This window comes from Streptomyces sp. NEAU-174, assembly GCF_052665095.1.
Genome location: NZ_JBQTCE010000034.1, coordinates 16733 through 30125, shown reverse-complemented (window position 1 = coordinate 30125; position 13393 = coordinate 16733). Strand labels below are relative to the sequence as shown.

General features: G+C 67.9%; 6 protein-coding genes. All 6 read left to right on the top strand.

Going from position 1 to position 13393, the window contains the following annotated elements; genetic code table 11:
- Positions 1-487 precede the first annotated feature (487 nt).
- Positions 488-2899, top strand: a complete 2412-nt coding sequence (locus tag ACT2CW_RS48610) for a glycoside hydrolase family 31 protein (RefSeq protein WP_445521236.1) — start codon at positions 488-490, stop codon at positions 2897-2899.
- Positions 2896-3036 (top strand): hypothetical protein, encoded by a 141-nt coding sequence (locus tag ACT2CW_RS48605; protein ID WP_445521235.1) that lies wholly within the window; start codon positions 2896-2898, stop codon positions 3034-3036. Before ACT2CW_RS48610 ends, ACT2CW_RS48605 begins: the two co-directional genes overlap by 4 nt.
- An 18-nt stretch (positions 3037-3054) precedes the next feature.
- Positions 3055-4920, top strand: coding sequence for a glycoside hydrolase domain-containing protein (locus ACT2CW_RS48600; RefSeq protein WP_445521234.1), 1866 nt, complete (start codon positions 3055-3057; stop codon positions 4918-4920).
- Positions 4917-8546 (top strand): beta-galactosidase, encoded by a 3630-nt coding sequence (locus tag ACT2CW_RS48595; RefSeq protein ID WP_445521233.1) that lies wholly within the window; start codon positions 4917-4919, stop codon positions 8544-8546. The genes ACT2CW_RS48600 and ACT2CW_RS48595 overlap by 4 nt, the downstream gene beginning before the upstream one ends.
- Positions 8543-11764, top strand: a complete 3222-nt coding sequence (locus tag ACT2CW_RS48590; RefSeq protein ID WP_445521232.1) for a beta-galactosidase — start codon at positions 8543-8545, stop codon at positions 11762-11764. The genes ACT2CW_RS48595 and ACT2CW_RS48590 overlap by 4 nt, the downstream gene beginning before the upstream one ends.
- Positions 11765-11947: 183 nt before the next feature.
- Positions 11948-13390: an alpha-L-fucosidase gene (locus ACT2CW_RS48585; protein WP_445521231.1), complete on the top strand. Its 1443-nt coding sequence runs from the start codon at positions 11948-11950 to the stop codon at positions 13388-13390.
- Positions 13391-13393 lie beyond the last annotated feature (3 nt).

The window sequence follows — 13393 nt, the reverse complement described above, 5'->3', positions numbered from 1 at the left end:
TGACCCGTCGTGGTCGGGCCGCCGGCCGGCGCGCGGGGCACGGCACGCGGCGTGGACCCGGACGATTCCGTGCATTTGACCCCATTCGATGATGTGGCTCCAACTCCCGGTGCCGCACCGGCACATGGGAGAGGAGCCGATCGAATCGGCTCTGTTCACGCAGATTTTACCGTCGGCTCTTCCGGGGGACGCGGCCTCGGGAAACAGGCGCGGACCGGCGAAGTCCACCGCCGTGAGGGACGACCGTAAGAGCTGAGGGGTCAAGAAATCCTGGAGGGGGAACGTGAGGGAGCGTTGACATCTGACGTATATGGCCAGAACATCAACACAAATAAGCATGACCAAGCATGACTTTGCAGTGCCACTCAAAGGCGCCGGCCCGCTCCGCAGGAGGACGTGAGTGCACACCTACCCACGCAGACCGCGTAAACCCGGCAGATTCGGCATGCTCCTGGCCGTCGCGCTGGCTCTGACACTCACACCGTCCGTGACCGACCCTCTCGCCACACCGGCCCGGGCAGCCACCGTCGCCCAGCCGAAGGTGACCCACCACGCGGACACCCTGACCATGAACGTGCCGGCCACCGAGAAGACCCCCGGCTACACCGTCGACATCGCCACCGGCGAGCTCGCCGTCACCACCGAGCGCGCGGGTAAATCCGTGCTCGGCACCGCGGGCGGCGACACGGGGGGCCTGCGCTTCCGGTCCGGCGGCCAGTGGCAGCACGCGACCGAGGTCACCGACTGGACATGGAAGGACGGCGTCCTCACCCTCGCCGCAGACACCACGCTCGACGGTGCCACCGTCACGGCGCGGCTGACGCCCGCCTCCGACCGCTACCACCTCGACTGGGATGTCGAGGGCGGCAGTCCCGACCAACTCGGCCTCGCCTATGACCTGTCATCGGCGGGCCACTGGTACGGCCACGGCGAGGCGGAGACCCCGCAGGGCGGCCCGGGTGTCGACCAGCCCTGGCCGCTCGACACGGGCGAGGTCGAACACGGCACCTTCGGCCCGGCCTCCTACAACATGATTGACCCGTTCTGGTACACCTCCACCGCGGCCGGCCTCCGGGTCGACACCGGAGATGTCATGAACGTGGCGATGAACAAAGGCAAGGACGGTCTCGGCCGCTTCACCGTCGAGTCGTCCGACACCTACAAGGCCACCGTGTTCGTCGAGTCAACCCCGCTGGAGGTCTACCGCGACTACATCGGCCTCGTCGGCAAGCCGGCCAAGAGCGATGCCACGTATGAGCAGTACGCCAAGCCGCTGTGGAATTCCTGGGCACAGTTCTACACAAAGGTGGACCAGAAGAAACTGCTCGACTATGCCACCGACCTCCACGACAACGGCCTTGACGGACACACCATCCAGCTCGACGACAAGTGGGAGTCGAACTACGGCAACCTGACCTGGGACCCCAAGACCTTCCCCGATCCCAAGGGCATGTCCAAAAAGATCCACGACATGGGGTTCGACTTCGGCCTCTGGGTCACCCTGTGGATCAACCTCGACTCGGAAAACTACCAGCACGCGGTCGACAACGGCTATCTCCTCATGGACGCCGAGGACACTAGCAAGCCCTGCCAAGTGACCTGGTGGAACGGCCAGGCCGGAATCATCGACCTGGCGAACCCCGATGCCAGGGCCTGGTACGAGGGCAACCTCAAGAAGCTCATGAGCGACTACGACATCGACGGGCTGAAGTTCGACACCCGCTTCTTCGACGAGAGGTGCGCGCCGCGCGAAGGCCACCGGGCCACCGACTACCAGAAGCTCGGCACACAGCTCGCCGACGAGTTCGACCTCCAGGGCGCGGGCATCCGGGTGCACTGGAGCGAGACGGCCCACGAGGCCGGCTTCGTCACCCGGCAGGTCGACAAGGGCACCGGGTGGGACTCACTGCGCGCCTCCGCCACCCAGAACCTGGCGATCTCCACCATCGGCTATCCGTTCGTCGAGTCCGACATGATCGGTGGCTCCGGTGGCCAGCCCGCGCCATCGAAGAACGTACTGGTGCGATGGGCGCAGTCCGCCTCGCTGATGCCGCTCATGTACTCCTCGACGTCGCCAGTGGACACCAATGACACCACCACCGGGCAGAAGGTGGATTACGACGAGGAGACGGTCGACCTCTACCGGCAGGCGATCGAGACGCACGAGAAGCTCGCCCCGTACATCTGGGACCAGGTGCGGTCCACCCTGACGACCGGCGATCCGATCATGCGGCCCCTGTTCTTCGACTTCCCGAAGGACAAGGAGAGCTACACCGTCACCGACGAGTGGATGCTCGGCCCGGCCGTGCTCGCCGCGCCGAAGCTGAGCGCCGGCGTCACTCGGAGCGTCCATCTGCCTCCCGGCGTCTGGTACGACGTCAACCAGGGGAGGGTGATCCATGGCCCCAAGACCCTCAACGGATACGCGGCACCGCTCGGCGTCACCCCCGCGTTCGTCAACCTCAAAGCCAAGGGCGCCGCCAAGGCCATCAAGGCACTGAAGCGCGACGACGCCCCGGCCGCCTCCGTCCTGATCAGCCCCGAAGCTCCGGCCACCGGTTCCAGCACGCCCTTCGAGGTGACCACCGAGTCGACCAACTGGTCCACCCGAGCCATCAAGGACGTCAGGGCGGCCCTGAACCTCCCCGACGGCTGGACCGCCACGGCGGCCGGCCCCACCACCGCGAAATCCCTCACGGCCGGGAGAACGCTCACCACGACCTGGACGGTGACCCCGGCCCACGACGCGAAATGGGGCGGTCACGATCTCACCGGGACAGTCACATACGACCGCGCCCAGAAGGTCTCCGACACCGTGCGGGCGCAGGTCAAGGCGACCCCGGGCAGTGTGGCGGCCCGTATCGGACGACCACCGCGTACGCCAGCAAGGACAGCGTGACGTGGTCGGAGGTCGGCACCGCCCAGGTGCCGTCGGCCACCGGCACCGGTGACGCCGGGATGGTGCCCAGCGCGGCCAATGCCAACTATCCCAGCGAGGACATCGAGGCCGTTTTCAGCGGCTTCTCGGTCACCTGAGAGAGGGAACACAGACCCATGCCACGCAGGTCCTCGCTCGTCTCCGCCTTCCTCGCGGGTGTCGTGGTGGCCGCGAGCACCACCGCGATCGCCGTCACCGGTACGTCCACCGGCACCGGCCTCGCTTCCAAGGCCACCACCCCATGGTTGACCGTCAAGGTCGCCGACGCGATGGGCACCAGGGACACCATCACCTGGGTGCCCACCGGATCCTTCGCCGGCTCCGCCGAGGAGCGGGTCCCCCGTTACCCGATGACCGCCATCCGGGGCAAGGACACCAAGCAGCTGGCGCTCTCCGCGGTGCGCAACGAGCAGATCTCGGCGCAGCTGGCGATCGCGTCCGGCCATGATCTCGACAACGTCAAGGCGGTGGTCGGCGATCTCACCGGGCCCGGTGGGGCCAAGCTGTCCGGCGATGACACCCAGGTACGGTTCGTGAAGTACGTGCCCGTGCAGCGGTCCAAGAGCGAGGTCGACTGGTCCGCCACGATCGACCAGGTCAGCTCCGGCAAGGAAATCTCCGGCGACCGCAACCCCGATGTGGTCGGCGACCCTCTCGAAGAGCGGTCGTCCGTGGATGTGCCCGCGTACGCGGCGCAGCCGCTGTGGTTCACCTTCCGTATCCCCGAGAAGGCTCCGCCCGGCACCTACAAGGGCACGGTGAAGGTCGCCGCCGACGGCCGTACCCAGGCCAGTTACCCGCTGACCATCGAGGTCGCGGACGTGAGCGTGCCCGACCCGGAGGACTACGACTTCTTCCTCGACGTATGGGCGCAGCCGGAGACGATCGCCAAGAACCACGGCGTCAGGCTCTGGTCCGACCGGCACTGGAAGCTGATCGAGAAGTACAGCCGCGATCTGGCTTCCCGGGGCCAGAAGGTCATCAACACCACCATCGTCGACAACCCCTGGCACCACCAGTGGTCGCTCGGCACCCGGGAGTCGCAGACCGCCACGCCGTACACCAGCATGGTGGGCTGGACCTGGAACGGAAAGACGTTTTCCTTCGACTTCAGCCGCTGGGACACCTATGTCCGGACCGCCAGACGCGCCGGGCTCGGGCCCGACATCGGTGCCTTCTCCATGCTGGCCTTCCAGGACAAGGAGCACCTCACCTACACGGACACCCGTACCGGCAAGACCGTCTACGAGAACGTCGATCTGGGCGGAGACCGGTGGCGGGAGGCGTGGGGGGCGTTTCTGTCCGCCTTCGAGAAGCATCTGAAGGCCAAGGGCTGGCTGGAGAACACCTGGCTGTCATTCGATGAACGGCCCATCGACACCATGACGGTGGTCAAGGACTTCGTCCATGAGGTCGCGCCGGTCTTCGACGACCGTATCTCCGTCGCCGGGTCGATCAGCACAGAAGGCGTCGCCTCGAACCTGTCCGTCGACTGGGGCGGTATCGACGCTATGACGAAGGAGAAGGCGGCGGAGCGGCGCGCGGCCGGAAAGATCACCACCTTCTACGTGTACGGCTCACCGGCTCATCCCAACACCCTGTCGTACTCTCCTGCGGTCGAGTCACGCATGCTGCCGTGGATCTCCGCCCAGCGGAACCTCGATGGGTTTCTGCGCTGGTCGTACAACAGCTGGACCAGCGACCCCTTCGAGCAGCCGGTGCACATCTTCACCCAGGGCGATGAATACCTGGTCTACCCCGGCAAGGACGGGCCTATGTCCAGCATCCGCTGGGAGCAGTTGAAGGAGGGCATCGAGGACTACGAACTCATCGCCCAGCTGCGGAAGAAGGACGGCGGCGCCGACAGCGACGCCCTGACCGAGGCCCTCGCCATGGCGACCCGGCACCTCGACGGTCGTACGAAGGACGTCACCGACATCGAGACCGCGCGGGCCGCGGTGGTGAGGGGACTGGCGTCATGAGAGCGCGATGGGTCTCCGTGGTGCTCGCCTGCGTGCTGGCTGTCATGCCCCTGACAGACCTCCCCGCCCAGGCGAAACCGGGGGAGCGGGAACACACGGTCACATACGACCAGTACTCCGTGAAGGTCGACGGCGAACCCTTGTACCTCTGGGGCGCCGAGTTCCACTATTTCCGGCTGCCCAGCCCCGACGCGTGGCGCGACGTACTCCAGAAGATCAAGGCGGGCGGATTCAACGCGGTCTCGCTGTACTTCGACTGGGGATACCACTCGGCCAAGCCGGGCAGCTACGACTTCACCGGCATCCGTGATGTGGAACGACTGTTGGACGAGGCCGAGAGCGCGGGCCTGTATGTGATCGTCCGCCCCGGCCCGTACATCAACGCCGAGGTCTCCGGCGGCGGCATGCCCGCCTGGCGCAAGACCCAAGCGGGCGTGAACCGCACCTCCGAGCCGGAGTACCTGGGGGCGGCCCGGGAGTGGATGAGCAGGATCAACCCGATCATCGCCCGGCACCAGCTCACCCGGGGCACCGGCACGGTAATCCTCTACCAGGTCGAGAACGAGTACCAGGGCGGCCGCCAGGACGCCGACTACATGCAGACGCTCATCGACTGGGCGCGCCAGGACGGTATCGACGTCCCGACCTATCTCAACGACGGCGGCGCCAACAAAAACTGGGTGCGCGGCAAGGGTGCCCCGGACATCTACGGCTTCGACGCCTACCCACAGGGCTTCGACTGCAAGGACCCCCACACCTGGAAGAACCTGCCCGACTACTCCTACGTCAATGAGTGGAAGCCCGAATCGCCCCTGATCATCCCGGAAGCGCAGGGCGGCGCCTTCGACCCCTGGGGCGGCACCGGATACCAGGATTGCGCGAAACTCACCGGCACCGACTTCACTCGGGTGTTCAGCAAGATGAACATCGCCGCCGGGGTGAGCGGTCAGTCCTTCTACATGACGTACGGCGGCACCAACTGGGGCTGGCTCGCCGATCCCAACGCGGTCTACACGTCTTACGACTACGGGGCCCCGATCAACGAATCCCGCCAACCAACCGATAAATACCAGGAGTTCAAGCGCCTCGGATACATGGTCAACTCGGTGAGCTCACTGGCGCGCACCGACAAGGCCGAGGCGCCCGCCCCGTCCGACGACGCGCTCCGCATCGACCGGCGGGTCAACCCCGACGACGGCACCCAGTTCTTCACCGTGCGGCACGCTGACACCCGGGTGAAGGACATGGACCAGACCACTCTGTCCCTCTCGGGCAAGGACGGCGACTACTCGCGTGTACCGCAGCAGGGCGCGATCACCGTCGACGGCCGGGACGCCAAACTCCTCGTCGCGGGCTACGACCTGGGCGACCAGCGGCTCGTCTACTCCACCTCGGAGATCATGACGCACGCCACGATCGGCGACCGGGACGTGGCGCTGCTCTACGGACGTGAGGGCGAGGCCGGCGAGACCGTCCTGCGGTACACCGAGCGGCCCGAGGTGACCGTCCTCGACGGCGATGTCACCTCCACCTGGGACGCCGAGCGCGGCGACCTGCGGCTGAACTACACACACAAGGGGCTTGCCCGGGTGCTGGTGAACGGCCTGGAACTGCTGATCGCCGACACCGCCGAGACCGCCCACTGGTGGCGGCAGGACACCGCTGCGGGTCCGGTTCTCGTACGAGGTCCGTCCCTTGTCCGTAGGGCCGAACAGGCGGGTGGCACCCTGAAACTGACCGGTGACTCCACCGAGGCTACCAAGATCGAGGTCATCGCGGACGCCAAGAAGGTGACCTGGAACGGCCGCAAGGTCGCCGCCACCCAGACGCCCCGCCCGGTCGAGCTGCCCGAGTTGACGACGTGGAAGTACAAGGAGGAAGCACCGGAGACCGCCCCGGACTTCGACGACTCCACCTGGACCAGCGCCGACCACCTCACCGCCAACAACCCGGAGCTGGCCGGGTCGCTGCCGGTCCTCGCGATGGACGAGTACGGCTTCCACCACGGCAACGTCTGGTACCGCGGCAGGTTCGGGACCACCCGTGCCGCGACCGCGCTCGCACTCGACGGCAGGACCGGTCCCACCGGCCAGTACGCGGTATGGCTCAACGGCCGCTACCTCGGCAGCTCCGGCAACGGCTCCCACACTTTCGACATCCCGGCGGACACGCTGAGGGACAGCGGCGACAACGTGCTCTCCGTCCTGGTGGAAAACGCGGGCCACAACGAGGAATGGGGTCACGACTATTCCAAGGAACCGCGTGGCCTGCTCGGCGCCGACGTGATCGGCGGGGCCTCCACCCTCACGTGGAAGATCCAGGGCGGCCGCGGCGGCGAAGACCCGGTCGACGCCGCTCGGGGCCCTTACAACAACGGCGGGCTGTACGGAGAGCGGGCCGGCTGGTCGCTGCCGGGATACCCCGACGGTGGATGGAAGAGCACCACCCTCTCCCGGCAGACCGGGAAAACCGGGCCCGGCGTGCGCTGGTACCGCACCTCGACCCGGCTCGACCTGCCGCTGGGCCAGGACAACGCGATCGCGCTGGACCTCGCCCAATCAGGGGACGGCGGCACCGCATACCGCGCCCAGATCTTCGTCAACGGCTGGCTGATCGGGCGCTACCTACCGGACACTGGGCCGCAGACACGCTTCGTCATCCCCAAGGGCGTCCTGCGCGAGCAGGGCACCAACACCATCGCCCTGGCGGTCTGGTCCACCGACGAGGCCGCGGGCCCCGGCTCGGCCAAGTTCGTCGACCTCGGTGCCTCGGCGGGCGGGATCAAGGTCGGTACGGTGGCCGCGCCCTCGTACAACGCCACGACGTACACCATGCCGGACTCGGGCGCTCACGTCACCGTCGACGCCGAACCTTTCCTGAGCACCGGCACCGCCGCCAAGGTCCCCGTCACCCTCGGCGTGCTGAAGGACGCGCCGACCGCCCGGAACGTCGAGCTGGCGCTGAAGGTCCCGGACGGCTGGACCGCGACCACCGACGACACCACCCGCTTCGACCGGGTGCGGCCCGGCGACACCGTGACCGCGGACTACACCGTCACCCCGCCGGGTGACCCGGTCCACTACGCCGTCCTGTCCGCGACCGCCACCCTCACACAGACCGGCCGCCCCGGCACCGTCACTGGGGCGCGGGCCGTGCAAGTGCCGCCGCCCGAGCTTTCCGCCGACGCCTATGTGAGCGACCTGCCCCTGGTCAAGGCGGTCAGTGGCTGGGGCCCGGTGGAGAAGGACGCCTCCAACGGGGAGTCCGTCGCGGGTGACGGGCGGAAGCTCTCCGTCGGCGGCACCGCCTATGACAAGGGACTCGGCGTGCACGCGAACAGCCAGATCCGGGTCCACCTCGGCGGCGGCTGCACCTGGTTCACCGCCACCGCCGGGGTGGACGACGAGGTCGGCGACAACGGCAGTGTCTCCTTCCAGGTGGTCGCCGACGGCCGCTCCCGCACCACCAGCCCGGTGGTGCGCGGCTCTGACGGCGGCATCGACATCGACGTGGACGTGACCGGCGCCCGCTGGCTGGACCTGCTGGTCGACGGGGACGGCGATGTCTCCACCGACCACGCCGACTGGGCCGACGCCAAGCTGACCTGTACGGGAGGCCCCTCGTGAAACTCGCGCGAGTCGGACAACTGCGTACCGCACTGGCCGGAACGCTGGCCGCCGTACTGCTCGCGGTCCTGTCCGCGGCGGTGCCCGCCCACGCCACGGTCCCGGGCGCCGCAGCCACCAAGGCCACGCCTCATACGGTCAGTTACGACAAGTACTCCGTCAAAGTCGACGGCCGCCGACTCTTCGTCTGGTCCGGAGAGTTCCACTACTGGCGGCTCCCCAGCCCCGACCTGTGGCGTGACGTACTACAGAAGATCAAGGCAAGCGGTATGAACGCCGTCTCGATCTACTTCGACTGGGGCTTCCACTCCCCGGCGAAGGGCCATTACGACTTCACCGGCGTCCATGACGTCGACAAGCTCCTCGACATGGCCGAGCAGGCCGGGCTCTATGTCATCGCCCGCCCCGGACCGTACATCAACGCCGAGACGGATGGTGGAGGCTTCCCCGGCTGGCTGATGACCCAGAAGGGACAGGCCCGCTCCACCGACCCCGAATACCTCGCCGCCGCCCGAGAATGGCTCCGGAAGATCGACCGGATCCTCGCCCGCCGCCAGGTCACCGACGGCACCGGACCGGTGCTCCTCTACCAGGTCGAGAACGAGCTGTACGACCCCGACGGCCGGAACTACATAGTCGAGTTGAGCAAGCAGGTGCGGGCCGACGGCATCACCGTCCCCCTCGTCGGCAACGAGCCGATGCCGCAGTACGCGGGCGGCGAGGGCCTGGACTTCGTCGGAGAGCTGGACCAGTACAACTCCTTCTGCAAGGGCGAGTGGTGGCTGCCCGCCCTCAAGCGGCAGCAGGACGACGCACCGCTGGCGATCTTCGAGGCCGGTACCGGCTGGTTCCAGACCTGGGGCGACACCGGCTACGACAAGTGCCGGGAGAAGATGGGCCCCGCCTACCAGAAGATCGTCAACAAGCACGAGGTCATGCAGGGCACGACGATCGAAAACCTCTACATGGCCTATGGCGGCACCAACTGGGGCTGGCTCGCCGACCCGCGCCAGGTCTACACCTCCTACGACTACGGCGCGCCGATCAGCGAGTCGCGCCAGACCGGCGCCGACTACGACGAGATGAAGCGGCAGGGCCTCTTCTACACCACCACAGGACCACTCACCACGACCGATCCAGCCGAGGCGCCCGCCTCGTCCAACGGCGCCGTGCACATCGAAGCCCGCGCCAACCCGCACACCGACACCCAGTTCCTCTACCTCCGGCACGGCGACCCGATGGCCGACGCCGACGCCACCACCACCTTCGACTGGAAGACCCCGTACGGCACGTATCCGGTCACCGCGCGGCTGAACGGCAAGACCGGCAAGATCCTCGTCGCCGGCCACGACCTCGGCGGTGGGCAGCGGCTCGTCTACTCCACCAGCGAATTGCTGACCAGCACCGGGACCGGTGACCGCACACGAGCCGTGCTGTACGGCGGTGAAGGCGACCCCGGACAGACCATGCTCCGTTACCCCGCCGAGCCCAAGGTCACCGTGCTCGACGGCAAGGCCTCCGCCACCTGGGACGCCAAGCGCGGCGACCTGAAGCTGGACTACACCCACTCCGGCCTCACCCGGGTCCTCCTCCAGGGTGGCGGCCGCCCCGAACTGCTGCTGCTCATCGGCACCGACGATGAGGCCGCCGGTTTCTGGCGGCAGGAAACGAAGGCCGGTCCGGTCCTGGAACACGGCACCGAGCTGGTCCGCACGGCATCCGTCACCGGCCGGACGCTCGCGCTCACCGGGGACGCGCGGAAGGCGGGGCCGCTGGAGGTCTTCGCACCGCCCGGCGTACGGAGCGTCACCTGGAACGGCCTGCCCCTGAAGGTGAAGCCGACCGCGTCCGGCAGCCTCCGTGGCACAGTGCCCGGCCCGAAGGGCGTCCCCCTGCCCGAGCTGACCGGCTGGAGAACGTCCACCGGCAACCCCGAGGCCGCCCCGGACTTCGACGACTCCTCATGGACGTACGCCGACAAGCTGACCACCGACAACCCCACCGCGCCCGGCACCCTGCCGGTGCTGTACCAGGACGAGTACGGCTACCACTACGGCTATGTGTGGTACCGCGGCCGCTTCAAGGCGACCGGCACCGAGAAGTCCCTGACCCTCGCCGCGAACGCCACCAATCCGGAGACCTCCTCGGGGGCGGTGGGCGCGTACTCGGTGTGGATCAATGGAGAGTTCGCCGGTACGAGCCGAACCGGCCGCCACACCTTTCCCCTTCCCCGTGGCATTCTGCGCGCCGACGGCAAGAACACCATCGCCATCGCCTCGTGGAGCGAGGACACCAAGAGCGGCGGCCTCGGAAAGGTGGATCTCACCACCCTGGGCAATGTCACCTCCTCGCTGCGGGTCCCCGATGTGGCCGCTCCGGCCTACGACGCCGCCAACTACACCGACCCGGCCGCCCCGGCCCGGGTGACCATCGACGCCCCGGACACCGTCGAGCCGGGCGGCAGCTACCAGGTGACGGCCTCGGTCTCGGTACCGGAGGAGGGCAAGTCGCTCCGCGACCTCACCCTGAGCCCGGACCTGCCGGACAGCTGGATCGCGACCCCGGCCGACCCGGTCCGCCTCGGTACCCTGGAACCCGGTGCCTCGGCGAGCGCGCGATGGACGCTCTCCGTGCCGTCGGCCCAGAAGGCCGGCACCGCCGCGATCGTCGGCGCCACCGCCGATTTCATCCGGCGTGGCAAACCCGGCAGGGCGGCCGGGGAGGAGGTGGTGGCGGCGCAGCCACCGCCGCTCACGGCCGGCGAACACTACGTCAGCGATCTGCCGTTCCAGTCCAGCAGCAACGGCTGGGGCGCGGTCGAACGCGACCAGTCCAACGGCGAGAACGCCGGAGGCGACGGCCTGCCGCTCACCCTGCACGACACCGGCTACGAAAAGGGCCTCGGTACGCACGCCGCAAGCAGTGTCCAGGTGTGGCTCGGCGGCACCTGCACCACCTTCCACGCGGCCCTCGGCCTCGACCAGGAGACCTATGGCCGGTCCGACGGCCCGGCCACCGTCACGTACACCGTTCTCGCCGACGGAATGCCCGTCTACGAGTCCGGTGCCGTCGACCGGGACACCGCGACAAAGAAGATCGACGTTGACGTGGCGGACGCGCGCCGGCTCGAACTCATCGTCTCGGACGCCGGAGACGGCAACGCCCTCGACCACGCCGACTGGGCCGATGCCAAGCTGACCTGTGGCGGCGGTGGCTGATGTCCGGGGGGAGACGAGCCCTTCGCCGCTGCTCGGCGGCGCTGATCCTGGCCGCCCCACTGCTGGGAGCGGCACCGGCAGCCGCCGAATCCGGGACGGCCATCACCCTGGTGACACCCGGGTGCGACCGCCGTGCCGGACGACCGCCACGACCACCGACGTCACCGAGTGAGAGGCACCTCCATGGCACTCAGTCGCAGACACCTCCTGGCCACCGCGAGCGCCCTCGGCGGGGCCGTGCTGCTCTCCCCGCCCGGGGTCGCCCAGGCACTGGGCCGGCCCGGGCGCACCGGCATTCCCGACTACACGGCCACCAAGGCGTCCCTCGACACCCACCCGGTGCCGCGGTGGTACAAGGACGCCAAGTTCGGCATCTTCATCCACTGGGGGGTCTACTCGGTACCCGGCGGCACGGGACGGCAGAACGCCGCCGAGTGGTACCTGTGGTACCAGAGCTTCAAGAACACCGCCGAGTGGAAGTACCACCGCGACACCTACGGCGAGGACTTGGTCTACGACGACTTCATCCCGCGGTTCAGGGCCGAGAACTTCGACCCGGACTCCTGGGTGAGGCTCTTCGAGCAGGCGGGCGCCCAGTACTTCGCCCTGACCAGCAAGCACCACGACGGATTCGCGCTCTTCCCGAGCCGGGTCACCGACCGGCACTCGGTGGCGTACGGACCGAAGCGTGACCTGGTCGGCGAGCTTATGACGGCCGCCCGCGGGCGCGGCACCGTACGGCCGGGCCTCTACTACTCGCTCGGCGAGTTCTTCAATCCGGCGATCGGCCGGCCGATGAGGAATTTCTATACCGACGCGGAAATCCCGATGGTCGGCTACAAGCCGGTCGAGGACTACGTCGGCGACTACGAGCTGAGACAGCTCTACGAGATCGTCGACCGCTACGACCCCGATCTGCTGTGGGCGGACGGCCAGTGGTTCCGGCCGACCGGAGATCCGGCGTGGCGCAGCGAAGAGCCCATGGCGCACTACTACAACCAGGCCAAGAACCGCCGGAAGCCGAAGGGTGTCGTGGTCAACGACCGGTTCGACACCCACTTCGACTTCGCGACCTATGAGCAGCGCACCAACCCCACGATGGACCCGCAGAAGTGGGAGTGCTGCATCACCATGGGGTACTCCTGGGGCTACAACAAGCACGAGCTGGAGGAGGACTACAAAACGTCCGAGTTCCTGATCCACCTGCTCGCCGACGTGGTCAGCAAGAACGGCAACCTCCTGCTCAACATCGGCCCCAAACCGGACGGCACCATCCCGGACATCATGCAGACGCGATTGCGCGACATCGGAGCCTGGCTGGACGTCAACGGCCCGGCGGTCTACGGGTCGGCGCCGTGGGTGCGGGCGGAGGAGGAGGGCAGCCCACTCGGCATCCGGTACACGGTCACCCCCGGCAAGTTCAACATCATCGCGCTGGGCGCTCCCGGCGGAACCTTGTCGGTACCGGCAGACATCCCGATCAGCGTCGGCTCGCGGATCCGGCTGCTCGGCCACCACGGCCCACTGCGGTGGAGCCGCCGGGACGGAAAGATCCACATCACCGTCCCGTCCGGCCTCCCCAGCGACATCGCCAACACCTTCACCGTCGACTGGGACCGGGGGTGACCC